A 24,724-nucleotide genomic window follows, 5' to 3' on the forward strand; every position below is an offset into this window, starting at 1 on the left:
GTAAGATCCCTGAAAGATGATCAGGTAGATAGGTTCGAGGTGGAAGCGTGGCGACACGTGGAGCTGACGAATACTAATCGATCGAGGACTTATCCTAAATGATACGCCTAACGGCGTCACACATGAAATGGCACAGTGTTGCCGGTTACTTGAACATATTATCCAGTTTTGAAAGAACAAACTCTTTCAACTTTATACAGTCTGGTGGCGATAGCGAAGAGGTCACACCCGTTCCCATCCCGAACACGGAAGTTAAGCTCTTCAGCGCCGATGGTAGTTGGGGGATTCCCCCTGTGAGAGTAGGACGCTGCCAGGCAAGCCCCCTAATCGGGGTTTTTCTTTTGGCTTCCTTTACATACATAGAAGGCCCCTTGGTCAAGCGGTTAAGACACCGCCCTTTCACGGCGGTAACACGGGTTCGAATCCCGTAGGGGTCACCATTTGGAGGATTAGCTCAGCTGGGAGAGCACCTGCCTTACAAGCAGGGGGTCGGCGGTTCGATCCCGTCATCCTCCATTTTCTCTTTCTACTTAGTAAGCCGGTGTAGCTCAATTGGTAGAGCAACTGACTTGTAATCAGTAGGTTGGGGGTTCAAGTCCTCTTGCCGGCACCATTTCCCTTTCAACTTTTTTCAGAACGAGCCATTAGCTCAGTTGGTAGAGCATCTGACTTTTAATCAGAGGGTCGAAGGTTCGAGTCCTTCATGGCTCACCATTTATATGCGGGTGTGGCGGAATTGGCAGACGCACCAGACTTAGGATCTGGCGCCGCAAGGCGTGGGGGTTCGACTCCCTTCACCCGCATCGTTTTTTCTCTTAAATCTTTTTTAGTGAAAAGGCAGAACATTCTGCGGAAATGCGGAAGTAGTTCAGTGGTAGAACACCACCTTGCCAAGGTGGGGGTCGCGGGTTCGAATCCCGTCTTCCGCTCCATATCATGCCGGGGTGGCGGAACTGGCAGACGCACAGGACTTAAAATCCTGCGGTAGGTGACTACCGTACCGGTTCGATTCCGGTCCTCGGCACCATTTATAAAGCAATGCGCCCGTAGCTCAATTGGATAGAGCGTTTGACTACGGATCAAAAGGTTAGGGGTTCGACTCCTCTCGGGCGCGCCATTTAACCGTTTTTGCGGGAAGTAGCTCAGCTTGGTAGAGCACTTGGTTTGGGACCAAGGGGTCGCAGGTTCGAATCCTGTCTTCCCGACCAGTTATTGCTCGTAAAATTGTAACGTGGGGCCTTAGCTCAGCTGGGAGAGCGCCTGCTTTGCACGCAGGAGGTCAGCGGTTCGATCCCGCTAGGCTCCATTGATTTTATATTTAGTTTGGCGGTGTAGCTCAGCTGGCTAGAGCGTGCGGTTCATACCCGCAAGGTCGGGGGTTCGATCCCCTCCGCCGCTATATGGAGGAATACCCAAGTCTGGCTGAAGGGATCGGTCTTGAAAACCGACAGGCGGGTTAAACCGCGCGGGGGTTCGAATCCCTCTTCCTCCGCCATAATTATTTTTATATGTTATCGTCGCGGGGTGGAGCAGTCTGGTAGCTCGTCGGGCTCATAACCCGAAGGTCGCAGGTTCAAATCCTGTCCCCGCAATCTGGTCCGGTAGTTCAGTTGGTTAGAATGCCTGCCTGTCACGCAGGAGGTCGCGGGTTCGAGTCCCGTCCGGACCGCCATATTTCTTCCAGCAAGGAGTGTCTTGCTGTTGATATATAATATTCTTGTGTGGCTCAGTAGCTCAGTCGGTAGAGCAATGGACTGAAAATCCATGTGTCGGCGGTTCGATTCCGTCCTGAGCCACCATTTTTTCATTGTCTAAAAAACTGTCTCTATTTTAAGATGGAGGGGTAGCGAAGTGGCTAAACGCGGCGGACTGTAAATCCGCTCCCTCCGGGTTCGGCGGTTCGAATCCGTCCCCCTCCACCAGTGAGAATGGCGGTCGTGGCGAAGTGGTTAACGCATCGGATTGTGGCTCCGACACTCGTGGGTTCGATTCCCATCGATCGCCCCATACATATTATTAATGGGCTATAGCCAAGCGGTAAGGCAACGGACTTTGACTCCGTCATTCGTTGGTTCGAATCCAGCTAGCCCAGCCAGTTTTTAATGCGGGTGTAGTTTAATGGTAAAACCTCAGCCTTCCAAGCTGATGTCGTGAGTTCGATTCTCATCACCCGCTCCATTTACATAAATGGGCCTGTAGCTCAGTTGGTTAGAGCGCACGCCTGATAAGCGTGAGGTCGATGGTTCGAGTCCATTCAGGCCCACTTTGTTCCGCAGTAGCTCAGTGGTAGAGCAATCGGCTGTTAACCGATCGGTCGCAAGTTCGAATCTTGCCTGCGGAGTTTTTATTTTTTCTGGGGAAGTACTCAAGAGGCTGAAGAGGCGCCCCTGCTAAGGGTGTAGGTCGCGTAAGCGGCGCGAGGGTTCAAATCCCTCCTTCTCCGCCATATATAGATGCGCCTTTAGCTCAGCAGGATAGAGCAACGGCCTTCTAAGCCGTCGGTCAGAGGTTCGAATCCTCTAAGGCGCGTAAATTATAAAAAGGCATCTGGTCACTTCAGTTTTAGGAAGACTGACCAGATGCCTTTTCTGTGTATATTAATAGATCGCTTAATTTACATAACGCTCGAATGTAGGAAGTAGCCGTCAGTTATAATCCCTTACGGGCTATGGGTTCTTCTTTCTTACTCGAATTTTTCTCTATGCAAGATTTTATACATCGTTAATTTCACAAGATTTCTCGTTTTCAAAAAAGCCTCTTGTCTGCATAAAAAAGTGGAGTTTTATACAATTTTCTTTAGAGACAGAATGGTCTTAAAGGCTGGCTTTTTTAGCCTTCATGGCTCATAATTTCACACGTAATTTTTAAAGTTTAAACTTATAGAACAGAATAGAGGCACAAACTACGGGCGTGTGACCATACTCCTCAAAAACTTCGTTTTTGTCTTGATAGAATCCTTCCTACAACCTAATCATTTTAAGTACTCATTTTTCCAAAATTTCATACTTGAAATGATTGTTAGTTTCAGACTAGCTATATTTAGCTGATATTGATACAGAGCTTTTTAATTCCCAAACAGCGTGGCCCGAAAACTTTTTTTATTTTTCTCTGCCTGTTTACTGATAGTAAGTTCTTTTCTTATCTCCAAACTCTGATTCAATGCTTCTATGAGTTTCTGATCTCTGGCTTCTAGTTTCTGGTCTATATATTCTTGCTGCTTTTTCATCTGTTCAAGCAATCTTTCATTTAACTCTCTGTGCTTTTGTATGACTTCTGTGAGATTTATGCTCACCTGTTTCTCATCATCTTCTATAGTTATAATTATAGGCACTCCCAGACTGGACAAAAAACTATCTACCTCTTCAACATTACAAATGATGAGCTACAAGCCATATGCCAATAATCAAAAAGAGCAACAATCTATGAAATTAAAATTATTGAAAGTCGTAGAAGAGGTGTACGGCGATTCGTATTATCGATTAAAGAAAGAAACACGCCAGGCCATCGACATGATGTGCTGGCTGTCTTCAGAGCGTGGCTTTTTCTTCGCAAAAGACGACTATTTAGCTGATCGACACGATATATCTGACAGAACCATCCGTAACGTAGCAAAGAAGCTGCGTGAACATGGTGTACTGTTTACCATGTATCGGAGATCCACGAAGCAAAATGGACGGAGTGCCCCGGTCCATTTATTTGTGGACCACCCGTATTTTTCGTACTGGGAAGAACTGCTAAATTTAAGTGATTTCCAAGCAGAAAACGCTGAAATCCCTTGTGGCTCTAAGGGAGAAGAGTCAAAAAAAGTTTCTACCTATTCATTACCATTAAAAAAATCTTTTAATAAATACGTACGTAAGGAAGAACCAGTTTTAGATGAAAGCTTTACGCCTTCTCATATTCCAAAAAGCTTTATTTTGGCCGTTAAACCGTTCTTTGGACAAGCAAAGGAAATTTACAAGCTATGGGGAAAAGCCATGCTGGCTTATCGTATCGCTCGTTTAGACACGCCTTTGGAGGAATTAACAGAGGTAGTCGTTCAAGCTTTTAAAGAATCAATTTTTTCTCATAAACACAGACGTATTAAAGGCTCTTTTCATGCCTATTTCTTTGGAACGCTGCGAAACATGATGGTTATCGAAAAACGAAGAGAAATCACAAATAATCACCCTATGTTCGCTCAATTCAAGGAATGTCTGGAGTCTTGATTCTCCTATATTGAACCATCACTCGCTGTCTGTTTAAAAGATCATTAGCCTTTAAGGTAACCTAACGTACAAGTAAAAATAAGTCCTAATTCAACCCTTTAAAATCTGCAAAAGAAATCTAGTAAGACAGGAGATTTATAGTTTGTTGAAATTACTTAGAATCATTTTGGGGATAATTGTTGTTGCTTCAGCTAGCTTTGGATTAATAACTGATAGGGCATCTGATACTTTTTATTATTAGACGCTTGCATCATCTCAATCTCTATTTTTTATTTCAATGGATAACATCTGAATTAAGAATCCTCCTCCTATTACAGTAAGGGTGGGATAACGCGGCCAGTTAAAAATAAAGGTTAAAACAATACCCAAAATACATACAATGCAAAGTTCAATATAACTATATAATCTTCTTTTTCTTTTTTTCTTTCTCGAACCATTCATTGGATACACCACCGTAGGTTAGATATAAAAACAAGGGAACAAATACTTTTGTTATTCCGGACTTTCTACTTTTGTATACTTCTTCATAAAAGGCTTGTAGGAGACGGAATAACTTCCGTTACCTTTCTCAAACAGCATCTTGTTATTTAATGAATCATGTTCTGCCAAGTTATATCCTTTTTTATCCATCAAGCTGATAAATGATTCAAGTTTCTTTTCGGGTACGACATAGTATTCTTTATCGTAAACATTTTTCGTACTAGATATTTGTTTATCTTGAAATTCTATTTGATAAACAGCTTTCAGATTCTCAATAGGGCGATTTGTGCCAAATATGTGCTGCCAATTGATCCAGATTACAGGTAAAGAAACAATTATAGCTACAAAGAATAGGAGCACTAGCTTGATCAGTTTTTTCACAACATTCTTCCTTCCAATTAAAAAATTAAGTGAAAATGAGTAAGCACACCATATCCGCATCTACTTATTTTTCGCTTCTGATATGATACCATATAAAAGAATAAATGGTATATAAAGGTATATGTTTCATTTGAACTTCCTTCTTGTGGTGTTATGTGAACTAAGGGTGTATAGGGTATTCAATCGATTCTTTGTGACTTTTTTAATTAAAGTGCAGACTGGTTAAAAGTATACTGAAAAACTGGTATAGTTAACATTATAAGGGGATTTTACTTTGTTTTTAGGGGGAGAGTTTTTTGAAATTGAAATCTATGGCATTTGTTTTCTTAAGTATGATTTTTTTGGTTGCAGGTTGCTCTAAAAGTAAAACAGTTGAAAGTCAGTCAGTCTTGCCTGAAGATATACCAAACTTTGTTAAAGAAAGTGATTTTGAAAAAGTAGATTGGGATAAAAAAGCAGTAAGGTTCAATGGAAATATTATTGGTAACAAAAACAAATCTGGTGTTATTGGTGCTGACATGCCAAGTATAAATGTCAACCAAAAGTGGATGTGGCACCTTTGGGGGATTGAAAGTTCAAAGGAAACTAAACTAACGGTCGTTGGTTTTCACAGAGAAACGAAGACTGTTCATCAAATTATAACAACTGGTTGGACGATAGGTCTTGGAGGAGAGAATAATGGAGCAGATGCTCATGCACCTTCAAGCGTGAATATTCCAAAGGCAGGAGAATGGGCAATCTTGCTTTATACTGATGGAAAGTTATTTGACACATTAGTTTATGATATTAATAAATAATGATGGAGCTTTTTTATCCTGGGTTTAATAGCTTTAATTAAATAAACAGTATTAAGAAGATCTTCGAGTGGAGATCCCTTTTTAACTTCCTGTATCGAGTGTTATGTAAATCAAAAGGTATCTTGTTATTTAGGATGTTTATAAAGGAGCTAAATCTTTTGATAAATACATTAAGATTAAATCTTTTATTTTTATTATCCGCAGCACTGTTATTGACAGGTTGCAATGAAAGGACACTTAGAAACGGAGATAAACACATTACCAAAGAGATGGATGAAACAATTTCTAATTATATTATTCAAAAATACTCATCTTATCATCTTGAAATAGAAAAGCAATTTGAAGTCCATAAAGTGTATGGAACGAGCGAGTTAAATGGAATACTCAGTGTCTATATGTGGTCTTATTACGGTGGCTTCAATAAATCCACTGGCATAGAAAATCAAGCGGGCCACTCTTTACCTGCTGTCATTCGATTAAAGAAAGATGCAGAGCGTTATTCTGTTGTTGAATATATAGAACCCCAAGATGGCAGTTTATATCAGTCTTCTTTAAAAAAAATGTTTCCCAAAGAATACTTGAAGTTGATATATCAAGATGCCGGAAATGTGGAAGATATGCAAAAAGAGATGGAAAAGAAAGTGAAGCAGTGGTTAAAAGAATGAAAATAGTTTTTAAAATGAATGATTTAGCTTAACAAAAAAGACGTTCAGGAACTGTCACTCTGAACATCTTTTTTGTTAAGAGCATAAGGGGTTTTTGCCCCCAACATAGTTGTTGGGTCAAGAAAAGCTCTTTACTGTAGACCTAGTGATAACCTAAAAATCACTTACTGTAGACTCAGTGATAACATGAATTTTTTATGTCTTGCTAAAAAATAAAGGGGCTGACATAAAGTCGTTCCTTATTTTTCTATTTTCTTTTCGATCACGTCTGCTCTTTTTTTATTGTTCGATATCCTTCCTCTAAAGAATTTTCAGGACCTTCAACACTAAGCACAGCTAATTGAGTAAAAAACATCTTGGTTATAAGCAACAGAACTGTCGTTAATTCCATGTTATCACCAGGTCTACAATGAGCCGTTTTTATGTGCTTACTATGTCTACATTAGCGAGCTTTTCTTGATATCACCATTTCGTCAGGCTTTGCCTGACCTATCATCTTGTGTGATAGCAGAAATTTTTGAAAGGCCAGATTGAAACACTGGCTATTTTTCAAGAACAATCAAGAAGAGAATCATACTTGGAAAGTTTGATCTGGAAAAATATTTTAATGATGCAGCAGTGTTATGAGTCAATGGAACAGATGAATCAATTTATTAAAATGATGACAGAAGAGGATGAGGTTTAAACCCTAAAGAAGTAATTTTTTGAGGTCTTTTAAATTGATGCATCATTAAGGAAAAAGTGGAGCGTCTACACTTATCTGGACAGAAAAATTAAGGTCACGTACACTTGACCTAAAACAGATGAGGAGCTCCAACTATGACAAAGCGAGAACGCCGCACCTTCACGCCCGAGTTCAAAAAGCAAATGGTGCAGCTGTACCAGAATGGAAAAACGAAGCGAGCTATTATTGATGAATATGATCTGACTCCGTCATCTCTTGACCGGTGGATCAATCAGGATGAAACCTCCGGTTCTTTTAAAGAGAAAGACAATCGTTCTCCTGAACAGCAGGAGCTTTTGGAACTCCGCAAGGAACTAAAGCAGCTTAGAATGGAGAATGATATTTTAAAGCAAGCCGCGCCGATCATGGGACGAAAGTAAATGTCATTAAGCGAAATAAAGACAAATACCCGGTATCAGCAATGTGCAGCGTCCTGCAAATCTCACGTAGTACCTACTATTATGATGCCAAAGAACGTCAGGCAGAAGACGATGTAACAGGCGCTGTGATAGAGATTTTTGAACAAAACCGAAGTGCCTACGGCACGCGCAAGATCAAAGTCGAACTGCACAAGCGTGGACTGACAGTCTCCAGAAGACGTATTGGACGCATCATGAAGGAGCAGGGGCTTGTTTCTTCCTATACAGCGGCACAGTTCAAGCCACAAAAAGCTCCGTGTAATGAGTCATCCCAGGCGAATGAATTGAAACGCAAGTTTCAGCAGACAGAAGCCAAAAAAGTAGTCGTCAGTGATTTAACATACGTCAAAGTCAAAAACAAATGGCATTACGTATGTATCTTTGTCGATCTCTTCAACCGCGAAATTATTGGCTTCAGCACGGGACCAAACAAAGATGCAAACCTTGTCGCATGGGCTTTTTCTTCGATTCAGGGTGATCTGCGGGACATCCAGATGTTCCATACCGACCGTGGCAGCGAGTTCAAAAACCAGCTCATCGATGAAACGTTAGCGGCCTTCCAGATTGGCCGCTCTTTAAGCATGAAAGGTTGTCCATACGATAATGCCGTGGCGGAAGCCACATTTAAAATCATCAAAACAGAGTTTGTCAGCCAAATGAAGTTTAATAGCCTTGAGCATCTTACGCTGGAATTCAGTGATTATGTTAACTAGATTTGTATAGAGTATACATAAGTTATTGTTCAGAAATAATGCTCCTATTAATCTTTTTTATTAGGTTCGTGAATTTGAAGCAATTCAACAAAAACACTTACTACGTCCTGTATTTGAATTCGATTGTCGACAAAATGTTGCAAATTAAATCCATTAAAAAGAGCCATGGCTGTTGTTGCTAAAGTTCTAGCATCTAATGGACTTTCAACAATACCTTCGTCCTTCATTTTCTGAAATAAACGTGTAAGGAATGACCGCCATTCCTCCATTTGAAGAATAAGCTTTTCTTTTATCTGAGGTAATTCATTCGAAACCATACATCCTTGGAGAAGCATAGGAGAAGATCCTTTTTCATAAGCCTCAATCACTAAACGCATAGAGTGTTCTTTAAATGTATTTAGTAAATCACAATCTTTTTGAGTAAGAGCTTCCTTTAAGTCCTCAAAATAGAAATCAATACCCTCTTTTATCAACCTCAGTAAGAACTCCTCTTTGGTAGGAAAATGAGCATAGAAAGCACCTTTAGAATAACCAGCGTGTTTTACAATCTGATCAACGCTTGTACTAGAATAACTTTGTTTAGAAAACAATTCAATTCCTGATTTCATTAATTTGTTAATTGTATCTTCTGATTGTTTCTGGTGACGGTTTAACATAATAAACTCCTTTTAGAAAAATCTGAATATTATTATTGATTGCAGCACATGTCCCATTATATAATAAATTTATTAATACCGACTAGTTGGTATTTTAAAAATAACATTTATAAAGGAGATGATTCCATGACATTATCTCAAGGTATTACAAAGAAATGGGTATTACTGTTTGTTTTATGTTTTTCAATGGTTTTTACAATTTTTCCTCAATCTGAAGCTTCTGCTATAAGCCTTCGAGACAAAAGCACAATTACTTTTAATAACACTCCAAATAAAACAGTCAAAACAACTAGAAAAGTATGGGTTCCTAAAGGTGGGCAAGTTGGTGTTTATTCTCAAAATAACAATAGCAGGTGGGATGGGACTGCAAACCTTAAGATATCTCTTGTTAACATAGACGGTAGTGTTTGGGACTATAGATTAGCAGATACCACCATTTCCAGAGGAGAGATTCTCAACCAGAGATTAAGTCATAACATTCGTGGGAAATATTGGTATCTTCGTGTACAATGTGACGCTAATCCAGGTGCAGATTGTGATGGTACAGCTACTATTAGCAGTTGGTATTAGTCAACGAATAACTTTTACTACTTATAATATAAAATTATGTTAATTAGTAATATCAAAAATCCCTTGATACAGCTTGTTTCCTTAACTTCCTTAAAAAAATAGTATGCACGATTTTATACTTTGTTGATTTGCCGGGCTGCAGAATGGGAAGGTACACACCGTTATGAGTGCCAATAAAGAGCGATTTATCTTTATGAGAGAGCTTATTGGTTTATATGACGAGTGCGAACGCTGTAAAGATACACGGGTTAAAGAAGAAATAATTAAAGATCTCGTTCTTTTAAAAAAGCTATTGATTTACTATCTTAGGGAGCAACGCAACATAATGGCTATTTTGTTGCATTTAGAGATAATATAAAAAATAAGTGCCATCCATACTAGTTCCTAAAATTTTTTAGATATAATCTGGTTTAGAGCAATATTTATATATGATTAGTGAGGCAAAACAGCTCGTTGAAAGCAAAGGTCATCTTAAGGCGACCTTTGCTTTTTTCAAAGAAGTTGTAGTTCCCTATAATAGGGAATCATTTACTACTACTTTTACATACATAGTATTTATTTACTTTTATAAAATTCAATTAGACCAGTATATATTGTTGAAAAGGGCTTTTTGTCTTCATTTAGAACTTTTAAGTCAGTAATTATTTCTTTATCACGATTATTCAATAGCATTATAAATTGTCTGTTGGAATTACTGTACATTTCTTTTAAAGTATTTGAAGGAAATGCGATATAAGTAGGTTTATTTTTATGAACCTGTACTTTATTCTCAATAACTGAACTATTACCAAATCCATATTGTAGTTGTCTTTTGTGGAAGAAGGAACAAAAATAATCAAACTTTTTTATAAAAGAATCATTCAATTTAACACAAGAAGAGCATGTTTTGATTAATCTTTTTTAAAATATGCTCTTCTCTTTTGTTCGTTTATCAAGGTTAATAACATTATTTCAATTAAACTTTATTTTAAAGCTAAAGCAAGGCATTTTCAGCAACTATACGAAATCGGAATGGATATTATTTTTGATGAAAAAGTTTCTGGAGCGACAAAGGATCGTAAGCAGCTTCAAAAAATGTTAGGGGATTTACAGGAAGGGGACATTATTTATGTTACAGACTTAACTCAAATCACTAGAAGCACACAAGATTTATTTGAATTGACTGAATGAATACGAGATAAAAAGGCCAGCTTAAAATCACTCAAGGATTTATCAGAGGATAATCTATACAGTCAATTCTTAATTACAGTAATGGCTGGTGTTAGTCAATTAGAGCGTGATCTTATCCGCATAGGGAAACGCGAAGGAATTGATCTGGCTAAGAAAGAAGTAAGTTTAAAGGCCGGCTAAAGAAATATCATAAAAACCATGCAGGAATGAATTATGCTATAAAACTCTATATCGAAGGAGGCATGACTGTAAAACGAATTTGTGAAATTACAAATGTATCTAGGATTTCGTTATACAGAAAGCTTTCGGAAGGGAACAAATAGTTATACCTCATTCCATTAAGAGCAGGATTGTGGAAGAAGTATAAAACTTAAAATATATTTTATGCACAACATATTATTATCTTAAGAAATACTTCAGAATTCTACTTCTATTTTTTTAAGAAATTCCATTTAAACTTACACTTGAAGGTATTTTTGACAATTGGGGGATTTCTCATGGGTAAAGAAACAATACTTGTAGTGGATGATGAAAAGGAAATCAGAGATCTTATAGAAATCTACTTAAAGAATGAAGGATACGAAGTATTACTGGCTAGCGATGGTGAAGAAGGCCTAGATATTTTGAGAAATAATGAAGTGCATTTAATTATACTTGATATAATGATGCCTAAAATAGATGGTATTCATATGTGTATAAAAGTAAGACAAATAGCTGAAATGCCGATTATTATGCTATCTGCGAAGACTCAGGATATGGATAAGATTATGGGATTAACAACAGGAGCAGACGACTATGTAACGAAACCTTTTAATCCGCTAGAATTGGTAGCCCGAATTAAATCACAGCTTCGCAGGTATATGAAGATGAGTGGCGGCATGGCTCAGAAGGACAATGAAATTGTAATTGGAGAGATGGTAATAAGTGTATCGACACATGAAGTAATGGTTGGGAATCAGGAAGTAAAACTAACGCCAAGAGAGTTCTCAATCCTAGAACTTCTTGCCCGGAATCGTGGCATCGTATTTAGTGTGGACCAAATTTATGAAACAGTGTGGAAAGAACCGTCTTTTCAATCAGACAATACAATCATGGTGCATATTCGAAAAATCCGTGAAAAGGTTGAAGAAAACCCAAGAAAACCAAGGTATATCAAAACGGTTTGGGGAGTGGGATATAAAATTGAAAAAGAAAATTAATCCCATTCATTTTATAAAACGCCTTACTGAAAAGCTGATAACCACTATAAGCCGGAGTATTAGGATTCAGTTAATAACTACGTTTATTGTTTGTGCATTATTGGGTTTTTTTGCATCAAGAATAGCAGCGCCAGTTTTTGAAAACATAAATAAAGAGGCCACGATTGATTATAGACGTGATATGCAAAGCATTAATTGGCAAGCCAAAATTACAGCAGAAACAACAGTTAAAGAAAATACAATGGGAGCCATAAAAAAATTTATCAATGAACAAAATGAATTATTACAACAAAATAGAAACGTTTTAAAAGTGCTTGTTACGGATGAGACTGGAAAAGTATTGTATAAAACACAACAAGCACAGGAAATTCAAATTAATCTGCATGATACCATTAGTAATGTTATGTCCTTTGCTATAAACCACCCAACGTATACAAGTGGGGAGGAACCAGTATGGGAATCGCGTAAAGAGTTCATTGCGTTTTACCCACTTACAATTAAGGATAAGAACTTATATATGTTTGTAAGCGGAATTCCAGAAGGAGAGGTAACCTATAGTACAAAAGAAGGCCCTTTTCCATTTTTTATTGGGATGTTTGTTTTTATTTTTTCTTTCTTTATTATAACGAAGAGAAAGATGAAACAGATTGAAGCAATGGCACATGGTGTAAAAGAGATTGCAAAAGGAAACTTGGCTTACCGTATTGAACAAAAAGGGCAAGATGAAATTGCCTCATTAACGGAACACATCAATCATATGGCTGAAGAACTTATGAACAAAATGGAAAAAGAACGGAGATTGGAGAAGCAAAAAAATGAATTGATTACAAATGTATCACATGATTTAAGAACACCGCTGACCTCCATCATGGGTTATCTGCGCTTGCTGCGTGATGGAAGATTTGAAAATAAAGAAAAAGGTAATGAATATATAAAAATTGCCTTTTCAAAATCGCAGCAATTGGAAAATTTAATCGAGGATTTGTTTGAGTACACAAAGCTTATAGATGGAAATATGTCCTTAGCTCGACATGATGTATGCATCAATAAACTCCTAGGCCAATTAATCGACGAGATCACACCGCAAGCAGAAAATCACGGCTTGTCAATTGTGAAAAGATTTCCTGACGAGCTTTTATATGCTGTTGTCGATTCCGAACAAACGGTACGACTGTTTGACAACTTACTAATGAATGCCATTAAATATAGCAAAGATAACGGAGATATTCAGGTTTTTCTTCAAAGACATCAGCATTATCTTGAAGTCTCCATCTCCAACCAAAGCGATGAATTTACCAAAGAAGAGTTAGAAAACTTATTTGAACGTTTTTACAAAAGAGATCATTCAAGAAGTAGAGTGGCTGAAGGTTCTGGACTTGGCCTTGCAATCGCAAAAAGCATTGTAGAACTGCAAGGAGGAGAGATTAAGGCGGAATATGAAAATGGAGTTGTCCAATTTATTATTTTATTGCCAATGTCACCTGAACAATAATTGTTACCTTAAAGTAGAATCATCCAAAACAAAGCATGTTTTTTCAAGGACCCTTACATTGCAAGGGTTCTTTTTTTGCAAAAGAAATGGTTATTTCTTTCATTTGTTAAGAAAAGCTTAAGAAGTTTCTTCATCTTTTATTAAGGAATGCATTTTATACTTTGGATTATCTTATGTTGTTTCAAAGATAGCCCAAAATTTTAATAGGCAAAGAAAGGTGGAAATAAAAGATGAAGAAATGGTTACTTGGAGCACTCGTAGTGATTATTATGGGGATTGGCGTATTATCCCTTATTGGAGAGGAAAATCGGGATAGGTTTAATCCATTTATTAAAGAAAAAGATGTGTATGTACTTGTAAATAAAGAAGGAAAAACCGACCCTAATTTTAAGCATAGATATATGTTCATGTTAGATGGGGTTGATGAGTCAGGAGAGGTAGGAGAAATTAAAGTAACGTCTTCCGTTAAAAATTTCTCCAAAAATAGTTATTTGAAAGCCCATGTAAAAGGAAAATATGTTTATGAATACGAGATAGTAGCAGAGAAGGACGTGCCTGAAAAGGTAAGAGAAACGCTAAAGAAAAGATAACTTAGTGGAGGCAGGAAATATGAAGAAACCAATTGTTGAAGTTAAAAATGTACAAAAAGTATATAGCAAAAAAGGAGAAAACCAATCACATGCATTAAAAGGATTATCCTTCTCCATTCAAGATGGTGAATTCATTGGAATTATGGGACCATCCGGTTCTGGAAAAACAACATTACTAAATGTCATTTCAACACTGGATAAAGCTACAAATGGTACCGTTAAAATTGACGGCATGGATATCACGAAGATGAAACAAAGTGAACTCACTGACTTCCGATCTCAAAAGTTAGGGTTTATTTTTCAAGACTTCAACTTACTTGAGAATTTAACGATTTATGAAAATATTGCATTGCCACTCTCACTTCAAGGTGTCTCTTCGGGAAAGATTGGTCCGAAAGTGGAAAAGGTAGCGGAGGCGTTAGGGATAGCAGCGATTCTTGCTAAATATCCAGCAGAGGTTTCCGGAGGGCAAAAGCAACGTACAGCAGCAGCGCGTGCAATTGTCCATGAGCCAGCAATTATTTTAGCAGATGAGCCAACTGGGGCGCTTGATTCAAAAAACGCAATAAGCCTTTTACGGTCGATGGAGAATTTAAATGGAGAGCAAAGTGTATCAATCCTAATGGTTACCCATGACTCGTTTAGTGCAAGTTATTGTCGGCGTATTTTATTTATCCGTGATGGGGAATTATACAAAGAAATTCATCGCAGTGGTTCACGTGAAGCGTTTTATAAAGAAATTTTAGATGCACTTGCAGACTTAGGTACTCAAACAGCGGAAGGTGGTTCATGATGTTATTTAAACTTTCCATATCAGGACTAAAAAGTAAGTTAAAAGATTACATTGTTTTGCTTGTTGGTCTGGTTATGTCAATTGCCATTTTCTATATGTTTCAAACATTAGCTCTAAATAAAGCATTTCTTGAAGCAAACGCAACGATTAAGTCAATCGGCTATGTTTTTCAAACAGGCTCCGTCTTACTTGCCATTATAACATTTTTCTATATCTTTTATGCAAATTCTTTCTTGATGTCCCTTCGACGGAAAGAGTTTGGAATGTACATGACATTAGGAGCGAAAAAAAATAAGATTACACTTCTAATGTTTATAGAAACAATCATTATCGGGACAGTATCACTGGTGATTGGGATTTCAGTCGGCTCAGGGCTTGCACAAGGAATTGGCAAGCTGCTTATGAAGCAGCTTGATTTTACTGCGAATGGTTATCAGGCAATATACGTTCCATCGATGACCGTTACTTGTATCTTCTTCTTTTTGTTATTTATTCTATCCGCCATTATGAATAGTATTAAATTATCGCGAATTTCAATTCTGCAGCTTGTTCACGGAGATACTTACGCTGATTCTATTATTATTAAAGGAAAAATGACTGGTATAGTTGCTCTTTTCTCGCTGATCTTGTTAGGAATGGGCTATGCATCCATGGTCTATTTGGAAAATTTGAAGGAATCTAGAGTTATGATCGCCATGCTTTCGACAACAGCAGGTACGTATTTGTTTTTTGAAGCCCTTTTTCCGCTGTTTGTTAAAAAGCTAAGAGCAAATAAAGCATGTAACGAAAAAGGTCTTAATGCCTTTACATTTGCACAATTAAATTTCAGAATCAACGGTTTAACAAAAGTATTATCTACGGTAGCCATGCTAATTGCTCTTGGGGCAGGCGCCATTTCAGGCGGATGGGCCTTTAAAAATAATGTGATGACATCCGCTGATCGTTTCGAAATATATGATTCAGTAATTAACAACCCAACTCCTGAAGAAATGAAAATCCTAGATGATATTCCATTTAAAGAAAAAGGAGAATATCGTTATAAAGTGGACGATCAATTCTTTTATTATGTTAAAGAAGATCTGGAGAAATATCCGCCATTAATCCATGTTAGAAGCGGTGAGGAAAATATGTCTAAACTAAAACGTGTTTCTGAAGATCTTCCTGTGGGCTCTACTTCAGTTTACAGTCAAGAAAACCAGCAAAATACTAAGATAATTCCGGATGAATGGGAAGATGCTTTAACAAATATACAACCTATCTATATAGAGGATCTTAATAAGCCAATAAAAATTGTAGATCTAAAAATGTATCATGAATTACCAGGCAAAACAGGTATCATTTTTACTGGCAAAACAGATGAGTTTATTGCACATACAAAAAAGTGGAAACAGCTTGATGAATTGCAGTTGGCAAAAAATAAGGATGTTAAAGCAGGTGATATGCTAAGTAAATATAAAATCTATAATGAATTCTACACAGTCGCAAGTGGAACAGTATTTATGGGGTTCTTTTTAGGGTTTGCATTCCTAGCGATGATGGCGAGTTGTTTAATGTTTAAAATCCTATCTGGGGCAACATCAGATATTACCCGGTATGAAATGCTTCGTAAAATCGGAGTCCGTCGGGAGTTATTAATTAAGTCCATCTACAAAGAGTTATTCATCGTATTTTTAGTTCCAGCAATTATAGGCATGACTCATGTATTAATAGGAATGAACATTTTTGGATTTATCTTAATTGATCCTTATTATCGCATCTGGCTACCAATTGTTATTTTTTTGACCGTTTACACAGCTTATTATCTTATTACAGTTCATTTATATAAAGGACTTGTTATTCCGAAAAAAATATAATTTTTATAAATTAATTCAAGAACCGGGCACTTTATCGGAGAAAGAAAAAAGCCTAATTTCTCAATGTAAACGCTGAGAAATTGGGTTTTTTTAATATAGAACTTTGTTAACGTTGTAAATTCACATTTTCCTGATAGTACCCCTTAAAGAACAATTGCTTTTACAGACAATCCATTTAGATTTATCAACTTCACATTCATAAATCATCCAGTTATCTGGACTATTCTCAAATAACTCCTTACATTTTGGACATCTAAAAAAGTATGGCCATAGCCTTTTTTAAGATTCCTACTTCCTGTTTTAACCGAAGGTTTTCTTTCTGAACATCTGCTAACTCTTTCGGTGTCGGGGCCTCTTTCTCCGAATTGATGGGGTTAAAGTCTTTCCCCATTTATAAATCGTTACTTCTGATCCGCCATATTCGCTGCTTAGTTCTTTAAATGAGCTGCCGGAAGGATATAAATCCACAATTGTTTTCTTAAAGTCATCATTATATTTTTTGCCTGTAGACTTACGTTCCAATTCGGACACATTCTCTCAAAATGATTGTAAGGGCTTAATTAAACTGTGACCACAAAACTATACTAACTCCAGCACTTAAACTAACGGGGGCTTTAGTTAAAGAAGGAATACTAGAAGGACTCTACAGGACAGGGTTCTTTTTGTTTGCCCCAAAATCAACACCATCGTTTAACAAATCTTTCGCTGTAAGGATAAGGTTACGTTCGTAAAAGTATACTTTTGCGCAAAAAACCTTTCAGTATGCCTAAGCAACTGAGGCGAAAAGGCTCAGGTCTGTTGTGATGTGACTTTGAATTGAAATAAAGTTCGATCATTTATAAAAAAGTCTGATCGTTTATAATAAAGTTTGATCAAAAATCCTGTATTGAAATGCAGGTTTTTTTCTTATTCCGCAAATGGGCCATTTAATTGAATACAACTTAAGTGTATATTTGTAACAGAAGATTTTTCATGCCTTATTAAGCAAGAAAGGAAATGAAAATGCGAATTTTATCAGCCAATCAGCTACAAGAAAACAAGGTCAATGATTTTTTTATTGAGCATTGGGGAAGCCCGGAAATGGTCATTTCGAGCGGGATATTTGATTGTACAAAATTAAAAGGGTTTGCCGTAGTAAACGAAAAAGAAGTAATAGTTGGATACATAACATACGTTATTGGCTCGAATGAGTGTGAAATAATTTCTTTAGATAGCATTGAAGAGGGGAAAGGGATTGGATCGACTTTACTTCAAAAGGTGGAACAGACGGCAAAAGAAGAAGGCTGCAATATGATAAAACTGATCACCACGAATGATAATTTACATGCGTTAAAATTTTATCAAAAACGAGGCTATTATTTAACAGAACTTTATAGAGGTGCTGTTGTTGAGGCGAGAAAACTAAAGCCTGAAATTCCTGACCTGGGTAATGACGGTATCCCAGTTCACGATGAAATCCTTCTCACTAAACTGTTAGATTAACGAGCATAGTTAAAGTATTAGAAACAGCTATCTCAATGTCTACTAGAGTTCCAGCTGTTAGGAAAATCAATTACTTCCAGCTTTTTTCTTATCTCTAAACTCTGGTTTAATGCGTCCATAAGCTTCTGATCTCGAGCCTCTAGTTTATGGTCTCTGTATTCTTGTTGCTTTTTCATCTGTTCAAGCAAGTTCTCATTCATTTCTCATTCTTTTCTCATCTCTTTTCGAAGTTGTACAAAGGCTTCTCCTTGCTTTTGTATGACTTCTGATAGATTTATGTTCACCTGTTTCTCATTCTCTTCTACAGTTATACTTATGGGTACTCTTAGACTCGACAAAGCATTATCTACTTCTTCAACATTCTTGCCCTCTGAATACAAGTTCCTAATTTTTTGGATAATCTCTATGGATTCATCTGAAACAAGGTAGGAGTTGTATTTTTTTCATGAGAAGATGAGGGGAATGCTTATTCATATACCGTCTGGTTGTTAACCAATTCCCCACTTTTTTATGTTGTTTTATTCTAGCAAATATAAGGGATAACCTCCACTTTTCTCATGAGAATTCTTATGAGTTTTCTCGCTTGCTCATGTATTTGGAAAATCAATAATCATTCGTGCAAGGGCAGAAAAGAACTTCAATAATTAACTAAATGAGGGTATTGTGGTAATATGTGGGTTGCGGTGGTTGTGGGATAATTAGGAGGAATTCATTTGTCGAGGGATAATATAAAAGGGTTAATTTTTCTTTCAATTTTATTAGTAGTAGGAGGTTTCATTCTAATGTTTTCAAGTATTTCTTTTGGAACCTCTTTAGGCGATTCATGGCTTATGAAGCAAAACGAAGGGATGGCTGATACTCATCAATACAACATGATTATTAAGACATATATAAATAACTTTGTAATTATTGGTAGTATATCGTTGTGCTTTGGCTTACTACTAGCTATGCTCACTTATTTTACACCTTTGTTTTTAAGAAAAAATAAGAGGAATTAAAAAATATCCGGTTTCTATATACATAAACGGTTTTTAGTTAATGAAGAAGGGCATGGAGGGGTTTTTTGATAAAAAGAATGCTTTTGATTTTTATCACAGTACTTGTTCTTTTACTTCTCATAAGTTCACCGATTATATTTCAGGAAGGAAACCCTGTTCCACTTGCTATTGGCATGGCAAAGTTACAAATCACTGATGAGAGTGTTGTAGGAATCCCAGGTGAGACCAAGCGTTATTTGATAAGAGTTACTTCTGAAGGAGATCAACGATTTATTGATTTTATGGATTCAAAAGAGTGGAGATTTAAAGACCAAGCGGGAGCCTCTCTCTTTTTTACCAAAAATAATAAAGACTTGGTTGTCGAAAGTGCCATGTATACAACAAAATATAGAGTTTATACATTTGTGCAATAAGATCTAATGCCACATAATGATGATCGTGTTGTACTCGAAATGATAAAGTCTAAGCTATTTTACTATGTGTTTATTGAATTAACAGAGAAGATCAGTTCGTAAGAGGCAAGTCATAGATGTGCAGAGATAATAAAGTTCTTTAATTTACAATAAAGTCATTTAAAAAATAATATAGTTATTTATACTTGTGTTCTACAACTGAGCCAAATTGTTTAAGAAATGAGGAATGATAATGTGAAAAAACGATGGGCTTCTTGGTGGATTGCCAACATTATTTGGATTGTCCTTTTTGCAGCAGGAACAGTGGTTGTTTGGACAAGAGAGATTGATGGCGCTGGTGTTACTCAAACACCTGAGCTAAAACTAGTAGCTTTTATAGTATTATTGATTGCGTTTATAATTCCACTAAGTATACAGATTGTATGGCTGGTTGTTAATTTGAAAAAGGCTAAAAAGAATTAAGCAAAAGGCGCAATTCTGAAAAAGGATAGGGGCTATTTTTTCAATCTCCTGTTTGACTGTTCACAGTACAATTTATCTATATAAGAATAAGTAAAATATTGGAGGTAGTAGTTTGGATTCGATGACTCATACCTTATTCGGACTAACATTGTACGGAGCAGTTGATAAAAGAAACTTGGATAAAAATCATAAACGTGCTTATTTGGTGACAACGGTAGGGGCAAGCTTAATTCCCGATATAGATGTTATTTCTCGTTTGTGGGATACTTCAGGGCAATATCAGATGTGGCATAGAGGTATCACGCATTCTATTTTCCTAACACCACTATGGGCAGTCTTATTCTTTTTGATTTGTGCTGCTATTTTCAAGATAAAAGATAAAAAGCTATTTTTACTTGGATGGTTGGCTGTGTTTATTCATGACACTAGTGATCTGTTTAATGCTTGGGGGACAGGTTATTTGGAACCTTTTTCAAATAATCGAATTACCTTCGGAACCATTCCCATTATTGATTTTGTATTCTGGATCATCATAGGGGTTGCTTTTATTTTATCGAAAAAAAAACAAACAAAAGTCGCCTTATTATTTTAAAATGGCTTGGGCATTTATGAGTCTTCATCTTATTATTCAAAGTACTCAAGGGTTCCTCATTTATAACCAATATGATGAAAATATGATCAGGTCGCTCTTTCTGCTGATTTTGTCCCTTGGACATATTCAGTCATTGTTAAACAAAATGATACCGTGACTATTTTTCAGGATAATCTATTTCAGGAAGAGAAAGAACAATCTGTTTTATTTTCTAATAAAGATGCGGCTCTTGACTATTTATTCTCTCAACGTCCTGAAGCCAAAACACTCTATGAATGGTCACCTTTTGTTGCTTTAGTAGATGATGGGAAGGTGTTGGGATTATACGATCCACGTTTTTACCGTGATGGACAGTCGTTTCTATTTGAATATATTGAAAAATAAAACGGAGTAGGATTAACTAATGATGATTCTACTTCTCTCAAGTCATTTATGAACAGCATTATATATATAAATTAGTCTATATCATAAATATCATAGGTAGAAAATGATCAATCTTTTTTATAAAAACCAACGTTAAATCTGCTGGATAAGAATCGATTTTTGATTCCTCTTTTTTCAAAATCGATTCTTTTTTATTTCTAGCAAAATGCTGGCTTATAGGGCAGTTTTGATCAAACTTACTTTAAAGCAACGCTTTCATTAGAGATTCCCTTTCTGTTAAGTGCTATTTTGCATACCCAACTTTGAAGCTTGAGTGCTAAATTATTTACATTTAATCATTTTTAGAACTATTTAGATCTACCTAGCAAAAAGGCGGCTGCTTATTGTTAAGTAATTACACTCCACTCCACTGTAGAAGATCAAAGGCCATTAAAGATGTGGTACATTTATTGAACTTCGGCAGCAGTACATTAAATAATAGAGAAGGATACTTTATGCTATGTAATTGTACATGCTAGAATTAAAGAAAGAAAAATAATTGAGGGACTTAAGATCGGAGTGGTAAAGAGAGTAGCCCAAATTAAAGTTTAGAAGGTGTTGTTTATGCCAGACTGGTCTTATCATCCATTGAAAAAATTTTTACTGGATAAAATAAGCCCGAAAACAAGCAGAGAGTTTCTTCATAAATCTATGAGTACAATAGCATCTACTCCTGGCGGTCGAGGTCTTATTGGGTTTTTAGGGCATATGAACCCCCAAGGGAATTTCAGAAGGAAATTTATCATACTAGATTTCCTTCTCCTATTGGATTAAGTGGCCATATTGATCCTAATTTGTCAGGTATTAAAGCCTTCCAAGAATTAGGGTTTGGGTTTGTAGAAATAGGGCCAATTGTATTAAACGAACCTAAAAATCAAATAAAACCAAGAAGAGAAAATAGTCATATTTTGTTTTCTAATCATCAAGAGAAAGTTCCTCTCAAACTGGCAATCAAAAAACTAACAAGATTGAATATTCGAATTCCCGTATTCGCCAAGATAGATGCACAAGTAAAAAGAAATGAATGGGACATAATTGTACAACATTTAACACCTTTTGTAGATGCTTTTGTCGGAACAAGTGAGCAGATTATCCCATACGTAGAGGAAAGTTTAATATGTTTAGAGCATTCTTTTTATGTATCTTTTTCTGCTGATGAAATGAACGAAAAAAAATCAGAAATAGGGACATTAATACAGCATACAAGTATTGGGGGTATTGTCATAGAGGCTCCTCGTCGAATTGAGGGCAGCTATTGGCGCGAAGTTGCAAATGCAAATGAATGCCTAGCTAAATTGGTAAAACAGGTTAAAGATTTACATCCCAAGCTAATGATCATAACTTCTGGTGGAGTGGAGACACCGGAGGAGGCCTGTGCTTTAGTTGGTGCTGGTGCAGATCTGTTAATGCTAACAGATGGATATGTAAAAGCTGGGCCAGGGTTACCGAAGCGAATTCATGAACGATTGTTATATGAAAAAGTCCAACCTATTAAAAATCCAAACTGGTACTGGTCATTTCTATTTGGTCTCTCCATATTAGTTGGAGGAATCATCGCCTTATATATTGCATTCACAAGTATTGTCCTCCCTTATGATGAATCGTTTATCGGACTGTCAAAAGCAGATATCTTTCAAATAAATCCTCTCATCTTATCATTTATGTCCCATGACAGAATAGCGCTGGCTGGAACAATGATATCTGGAGGAATATTGTATATCCAGCTTGCCCGACATGGAATTAAATATAACATGCATTGGGCAAGGATTGCTTTTCATAGTGCAGCAATCGTAGGATTTCTTGGTATTTTTCTTTTTATCGGCTTCGGTTACTTTGATTGGTTACACGGTTTATTTTGGCTGTTCTTATTGCCGATATATTATTTTAGTTTTAGGGAAGGAAAAAGAGTCACAGGTACCCCGTCCTCCATTCATGGAAAGAATGATAAAGAGTGGCAATACGGCCTTTATGGACAACTCATGTTTATTACACTAGGATTTTTAATATTAGCAGGCGGTATAGTGATCTCTACAATAGGTGCATCCAAAGTTTTTGTGCCAACAGATCTAAGCTTCTTGTGCATGTCATCTCAGATGTTAGATCGTATTAGTAACAATTTGATTCCCCTTATTGCACATGACCGAGCAGGATTTGGCAGTGCCCTTGTAAGTGTTGGTTTGCTTGTTCTAATGCTTTCCTTATGGGGGTTTAGAGAAGGGGAACAATGGGTTTGGAATACCCTTGCTGCCGGGGCATTACCTGCGTTTATAGCGGGGATTGGAACCCATATATATATTGGATATACAACCTTTATACATTTACTTCCCGTTTACTTTTTAGTCATTTTATATGTATTCGGATTAGCATTATCCTATCCTTTCTTAAAAAGGAAATAAAGCAGCCGTATCCAAAAATGGATACGGCTTTCACATCAGATAATGATAGATCTGCAAGAAAATCCTCTCAGCATGCAATAACGTCCGTTTGCTGGAGATCAAAGATCTTTGAAGTTAGTTTCACTCATTGAACTTTTAGCCTCCGCTATTTCAAAAAGAACATCATGAAAGGATAAGCAACTAAACCGAGTACTTATTCAAGAATTCGGCTTGATCACTGAATAAATTAGGAGAGTTCTTTTCATTCATTTTATAAATAAGATTCCATAAAGCGTAAAAGCCCTGCTCCGTGTGAACAGGGCTTTTCGTAATTAAACAATATTCCTATCTTTCTTTATGATTTCAGAGATCAGTGTTGATTAAACGAAGTTGTTTGCTGATTCTGTTGGTTTTGCTGAGATTGCTGGGAACTTAATTGTTTTAGTCGCTGCTGAGATTGGTCAATCTGTTGAGTCATTTGATTAAGGACATTAAATGATTGGAGGTTTTGCCCCACACCTTGCAGCATTTGAGCTGCTTGTTGGATGGTTCCCAGGAGTTGCTGAAAAGTTTGTTATAGTCTTTTATTTAAAGGTACAATAAAGTTGTTTTTCGCTGATGAATCCTCATTTTAGGATTTTCTATAATCGTTCATTTATCTCCTATAAATTTTAAAAATCTATGGTTCCATATATTTTCATAAAAATCAATCGTCTCTTTTGCAGACATAAATGGATTATTCAAAGTAGAGGTTGCTTTCTGTACCATGAAATTTTCGTATCCTAATCCATGAGCAAATTTAATCGTAGCATCCATACAGTATTCTGTTTGAGCACCGCAAAATTCAATACTCTGTACAGTTAATTGGTCTAAAAGACTTTTTAAGTTTGTTTTGTAAAAAGAATTCGCATGTATTTTCCTTACAAAAAAATCTTGTTCTTGAACATCTAGATTGGCATGAATAGTCCATGGTTCTTCTTCAGGTACTAATTCTTCATCACAGTGTTGAACAAAAATGATTGGTTTATGTAATTCTCTATATAAAGCGATTCTATCATTTACTTTATTAAGCAAATTTTGTAAATCGAATAAATGATCTCCACTGTAACAAACACCATTTTGTATATCTATAACGATTAAAACATCAGCACAAGTCTCCATTATTTTTACCTCTTTCATTTTGCAATATGCTAATGATTCTATCAATTAAGGATATGCTATACAAGCAACATAAAAAGGTGATATGAATCTCTAATTTCTGGAGTTAGT

21 protein-coding genes, 23 tRNA genes, 2 rRNA genes and 2 pseudogenes (1 of these 48 cut by a window edge) are annotated in these 24,724 nt (G+C 36.6%); 44 read left to right on the plus strand and 4 right to left on the minus strand.

The window, feature by feature from the left end; translation table 11 throughout:
• The 25 genes from CJ483_RS23865 to CJ483_RS23985 form a co-directional block, all read left to right on the plus strand.
• A 23S ribosomal RNA gene (locus CJ483_RS23865) occupies positions 1-97 on the plus strand (it extends 2,835 nt beyond the left edge of the window).
• Positions 98-200: 103 nt separating this feature from the next.
• Positions 201-316 (plus strand): 5S ribosomal RNA (gene rrf, locus CJ483_RS23870).
• 49 nt (positions 317-365) lie between these two features.
• Positions 366-440 (plus strand) — tRNA-Glu (locus CJ483_RS23875).
• Between the two features lie 3 nt (positions 441-443).
• A tRNA-Val gene (locus CJ483_RS23880) sits at positions 444-516 on the plus strand.
• Between the two features lie 21 nt (positions 517-537).
• Positions 538-613: transfer RNA gene (locus CJ483_RS23885), tRNA-Thr, on the plus strand.
• Between the two features lie 25 nt (positions 614-638).
• Positions 639-714: transfer RNA gene (locus CJ483_RS23890), tRNA-Lys, on the plus strand.
• A gap of 7 nt (positions 715-721) precedes the next feature.
• A tRNA-Leu gene (locus tag CJ483_RS23895) sits at positions 722-803 on the plus strand.
• Between the two features lie 54 nt (positions 804-857).
• A tRNA-Gly gene (locus tag CJ483_RS23900) sits at positions 858-932 on the plus strand.
• Positions 933-938: 6 nt separating this feature from the next.
• Positions 939-1,027: transfer RNA gene (locus tag CJ483_RS23905), tRNA-Leu, on the plus strand.
• A 13-nt stretch (positions 1,028-1,040) separates the two neighbouring features.
• A tRNA-Arg gene (locus CJ483_RS23910) sits at positions 1,041-1,117 on the plus strand.
• Positions 1,118-1,131: 14 nt separating this feature from the next.
• Positions 1,132-1,208: transfer RNA gene (locus CJ483_RS23915), tRNA-Pro, on the plus strand.
• 25 nt (positions 1,209-1,233) lie between these two features.
• Positions 1,234-1,306: transfer RNA gene (locus CJ483_RS23920), tRNA-Ala, on the plus strand.
• Between the two features lie 19 nt (positions 1,307-1,325).
• Positions 1,326-1,399: transfer RNA gene (locus CJ483_RS23925), tRNA-Met, on the plus strand.
• Positions 1,400-1,402: 3 nt separating this feature from the next.
• Positions 1,403-1,495 (plus strand) — tRNA-Ser (locus tag CJ483_RS23930).
• 23 nt (positions 1,496-1,518) lie between these two features.
• Positions 1,519-1,592: transfer RNA gene (locus CJ483_RS23935), tRNA-Met, on the plus strand.
• 3 nt (positions 1,593-1,595) lie between these two features.
• Positions 1,596-1,672: transfer RNA gene (locus CJ483_RS23940), tRNA-Asp, on the plus strand.
• Between the two features lie 51 nt (positions 1,673-1,723).
• Positions 1,724-1,799, plus strand: a tRNA-Phe gene (locus tag CJ483_RS23945).
• A gap of 38 nt (positions 1,800-1,837) precedes the next feature.
• A tRNA-Tyr gene (locus CJ483_RS23950) sits at positions 1,838-1,922 on the plus strand.
• A 9-nt stretch (positions 1,923-1,931) separates the two neighbouring features.
• A tRNA-His gene (locus CJ483_RS23955) sits at positions 1,932-2,007 on the plus strand.
• A gap of 13 nt (positions 2,008-2,020) precedes the next feature.
• Positions 2,021-2,095, plus strand: a tRNA-Gln gene (locus CJ483_RS23960).
• Positions 2,096-2,104: 9 nt separating this feature from the next.
• Positions 2,105-2,178: transfer RNA gene (locus CJ483_RS23965), tRNA-Gly, on the plus strand.
• Positions 2,179-2,189: 11 nt separating this feature from the next.
• A tRNA-Ile gene (locus CJ483_RS23970) sits at positions 2,190-2,263 on the plus strand.
• Between the two features lie 6 nt (positions 2,264-2,269).
• Positions 2,270-2,341 (plus strand) — tRNA-Asn (locus CJ483_RS23975).
• 14 nt (positions 2,342-2,355) lie between these two features.
• Positions 2,356-2,446, plus strand: a tRNA-Ser gene (locus CJ483_RS23980).
• 9 nt (positions 2,447-2,455) lie between these two features.
• Positions 2,456-2,529: transfer RNA gene (locus CJ483_RS23985), tRNA-Arg, on the plus strand.
• A gap of 535 nt (positions 2,530-3,064) precedes the next feature.
• Here the strand turns inward: CJ483_RS23985 and CJ483_RS23990 are convergent.
• On the minus strand, positions 3,065-3,346 hold the full coding sequence (locus tag CJ483_RS23990; RefSeq protein ID WP_120038685.1) for a hypothetical protein: 282 nt from the start codon (positions 3,344-3,346) through the stop codon (positions 3,065-3,067).
• Between the two features lie 76 nt (positions 3,347-3,422).
• Here CJ483_RS23990 and CJ483_RS23995 point away from each other — a divergent pair, with 76 nt between their 5' ends.
• Positions 3,423-4,208, plus strand: coding sequence for a transcriptional regulator (locus tag CJ483_RS23995; RefSeq protein ID WP_120038687.1), 786 nt, complete (start codon positions 3,423-3,425; stop codon positions 4,206-4,208).
• Positions 4,209-4,700: 492 nt separating this feature from the next.
• Here CJ483_RS23995 and CJ483_RS24005 read toward each other — a convergent pair whose 3' ends face one another.
• Entirely contained in the window at positions 4,701-5,069 is a 369-nt protein-coding gene (locus CJ483_RS24005) for a hypothetical protein (protein WP_120038691.1), read from the minus strand.
• A 296-nt stretch (positions 5,070-5,365) separates the two neighbouring features.
• Here CJ483_RS24005 and CJ483_RS24010 point away from each other — a divergent pair, with 296 nt between their 5' ends.
• From CJ483_RS24010 to CJ483_RS24020, 4 genes and pseudogenes are all read left to right on the plus strand, one after another.
• On the plus strand, positions 5,366-5,866 hold the full coding sequence (locus CJ483_RS24010; protein ID WP_342754681.1) for a hypothetical protein: 501 nt from the start codon (positions 5,366-5,368) through the stop codon (positions 5,864-5,866).
• Between the two features lie 158 nt (positions 5,867-6,024).
• On the plus strand, positions 6,025-6,531 hold the full coding sequence (locus CJ483_RS24015) for a hypothetical protein (protein ID WP_120038693.1): 507 nt from the start codon (positions 6,025-6,027) through the stop codon (positions 6,529-6,531).
• Between the two features lie 517 nt (positions 6,532-7,048).
• Positions 7,049-7,216 (plus strand): hypothetical protein, encoded by a 168-nt coding sequence (locus tag CJ483_RS24735; protein ID WP_182917205.1) that lies wholly within the window; start codon positions 7,049-7,051, stop codon positions 7,214-7,216.
• Between the two features lie 134 nt (positions 7,217-7,350).
• Positions 7,351-8,384 (plus strand): annotated as a pseudogene (locus tag CJ483_RS24020) (IS3 family transposase); the annotation flags it as partial.
• A gap of 50 nt (positions 8,385-8,434) precedes the next feature.
• On the opposite strand, the gene CJ483_RS24025 reads toward CJ483_RS24020, so the two are convergent.
• Positions 8,435-9,043, minus strand: coding sequence for a TetR/AcrR family transcriptional regulator (locus CJ483_RS24025; protein ID WP_120038695.1), 609 nt, complete (start codon positions 9,041-9,043; stop codon positions 8,435-8,437).
• Positions 9,044-9,169: 126 nt separating this feature from the next.
• Between CJ483_RS24025 and CJ483_RS24030 the strand changes: the two genes are divergently transcribed.
• From CJ483_RS24030 to CJ483_RS24100, 14 genes and pseudogenes are all read left to right on the plus strand, one after another.
• Positions 9,170-9,613: a hypothetical protein gene (locus CJ483_RS24030; RefSeq protein WP_120038697.1), complete on the plus strand. Its 444-nt coding sequence runs from the start codon at positions 9,170-9,172 to the stop codon at positions 9,611-9,613.
• A gap of 930 nt (positions 9,614-10,543) precedes the next feature.
• A pseudogene (locus CJ483_RS24040) lies at positions 10,544-11,106 on the plus strand (recombinase family protein).
• 174 nt (positions 11,107-11,280) lie between these two features.
• A complete protein-coding gene (locus tag CJ483_RS24045; protein WP_120038701.1) occupies positions 11,281-11,982 on the plus strand; it encodes a response regulator transcription factor in 702 nt (233 codons plus the stop codon).
• Positions 11,966-13,474, plus strand: a complete 1,509-nt coding sequence (locus CJ483_RS24050) for a sensor histidine kinase (protein ID WP_120038703.1) — start codon at positions 11,966-11,968, stop codon at positions 13,472-13,474. The genes CJ483_RS24045 and CJ483_RS24050 overlap by 17 nt, the downstream gene beginning before the upstream one ends.
• A 230-nt stretch (positions 13,475-13,704) precedes the next feature.
• Positions 13,705-14,064 (plus strand): YxeA family protein, encoded by a 360-nt coding sequence (locus CJ483_RS24055; RefSeq protein WP_120038705.1) that lies wholly within the window; start codon positions 13,705-13,707, stop codon positions 14,062-14,064.
• A gap of 19 nt (positions 14,065-14,083) precedes the next feature.
• Complete coding sequence (locus tag CJ483_RS24060) at positions 14,084-14,857, plus strand: ABC transporter ATP-binding protein (protein ID WP_120038708.1); 774 nt, start codon at positions 14,084-14,086, stop codon at positions 14,855-14,857.
• Positions 14,857-16,710, plus strand: coding sequence for an ABC transporter permease (locus CJ483_RS24065; protein ID WP_120038710.1), 1,854 nt, complete (start codon positions 14,857-14,859; stop codon positions 16,708-16,710). The genes CJ483_RS24060 and CJ483_RS24065 overlap by 1 nt, the downstream gene beginning before the upstream one ends.
• A gap of 1,002 nt (positions 16,711-17,712) precedes the next feature.
• The gene (locus tag CJ483_RS24070; protein ID WP_120038712.1) at positions 17,713-18,192 is read left to right on the plus strand and encodes a GNAT family N-acetyltransferase; all 480 of its coding nucleotides are present in this window, start codon (positions 17,713-17,715) and stop codon (positions 18,190-18,192) included.
• A gap of 713 nt (positions 18,193-18,905) precedes the next feature.
• Positions 18,906-19,190 carry a hypothetical protein gene (locus CJ483_RS24075; RefSeq protein ID WP_120038714.1) on the plus strand — a complete coding sequence of 95 codons (285 nt, stop codon included), beginning with the start codon at positions 18,906-18,908 and terminating at the stop codon, positions 19,188-19,190.
• Positions 19,191-19,255: 65 nt separating this feature from the next.
• The gene (locus CJ483_RS24080) at positions 19,256-19,603 is read left to right on the plus strand and encodes a hypothetical protein (protein WP_120038716.1); all 348 of its coding nucleotides are present in this window, start codon (positions 19,256-19,258) and stop codon (positions 19,601-19,603) included.
• Positions 19,604-19,837: 234 nt separating this feature from the next.
• On the plus strand, positions 19,838-20,065 hold the full coding sequence (locus CJ483_RS24085; protein WP_120038718.1) for a DUF3923 family protein: 228 nt from the start codon (positions 19,838-19,840) through the stop codon (positions 20,063-20,065).
• 121 nt (positions 20,066-20,186) lie between these two features.
• Positions 20,187-20,657 (plus strand): metal-dependent hydrolase, encoded by a 471-nt coding sequence (locus CJ483_RS25575; RefSeq protein WP_342754693.1) that lies wholly within the window; start codon positions 20,187-20,189, stop codon positions 20,655-20,657.
• 153 nt (positions 20,658-20,810) lie between these two features.
• Complete coding sequence (locus tag CJ483_RS25580) at positions 20,811-21,041, plus strand: hypothetical protein (protein ID WP_342754682.1); 231 nt, start codon at positions 20,811-20,813, stop codon at positions 21,039-21,041.
• A gap of 833 nt (positions 21,042-21,874) precedes the next feature.
• The gene (locus CJ483_RS24100) at positions 21,875-23,476 is read left to right on the plus strand and encodes a dihydroorotate dehydrogenase (protein ID WP_120038722.1); all 1,602 of its coding nucleotides are present in this window, start codon (positions 21,875-21,877) and stop codon (positions 23,474-23,476) included.
• Positions 23,477-24,106: 630 nt separating this feature from the next.
• On the opposite strand, the gene CJ483_RS24105 is transcribed toward CJ483_RS24100, so the two are convergent.
• Entirely contained in the window at positions 24,107-24,616 is a 510-nt protein-coding gene (locus CJ483_RS24105) for a cysteine hydrolase family protein (RefSeq protein WP_120038724.1), read from the minus strand.
• Positions 24,617-24,724 lie beyond the last annotated feature (108 nt).

The organism is Bacillus sp. PK3_68 (genome assembly GCF_003600835.1).
Classification (GTDB): domain Bacteria; phylum Bacillota; class Bacilli; order Bacillales; family Domibacillaceae; genus Pseudobacillus.

Coding starts and splice junctions, on each gene's coding strand:
- CJ483_RS25575 (WP_342754693.1), top strand. CDS start 20,187: ATGACTCATACCTTATTCGGACTAACATTGTACGGAGCAGTTGATAAA.
- CJ483_RS24065 (WP_120038710.1), top strand. CDS start 14,857: ATGTTATTTAAACTTTCCATATCAGGACTAAAAAGTAAGTTAAAAGAT.
- CJ483_RS24045 (WP_120038701.1), top strand. CDS start 11,281: ATGGGTAAAGAAACAATACTTGTAGTGGATGATGAAAAGGAAATCAGA.
- CJ483_RS23995 (WP_120038687.1), top strand. CDS start 3,423: ATGAAATTAAAATTATTGAAAGTCGTAGAAGAGGTGTACGGCGATTCG.
- CJ483_RS24060 (WP_120038708.1), top strand. CDS start 14,084: ATGAAGAAACCAATTGTTGAAGTTAAAAATGTACAAAAAGTATATAGC.
- CJ483_RS24030 (WP_120038697.1), top strand. CDS start 9,170: ATGACATTATCTCAAGGTATTACAAAGAAATGGGTATTACTGTTTGTT.
- CJ483_RS24055 (WP_120038705.1), top strand. CDS start 13,705: ATGAAGAAATGGTTACTTGGAGCACTCGTAGTGATTATTATGGGGATT.
- CJ483_RS24025 (WP_120038695.1), bottom strand. CDS start 9,043: ATGTTAAACCGTCACCAGAAACAATCAGAAGATACAATTAACAAATTA.
- CJ483_RS24105 (WP_120038724.1), bottom strand. CDS start 24,616: ATGGAGACTTGTGCTGATGTTTTAATCGTTATAGATATACAAAATGGT.
- CJ483_RS24070 (WP_120038712.1), top strand. CDS start 17,713: ATGCGAATTTTATCAGCCAATCAGCTACAAGAAAACAAGGTCAATGAT.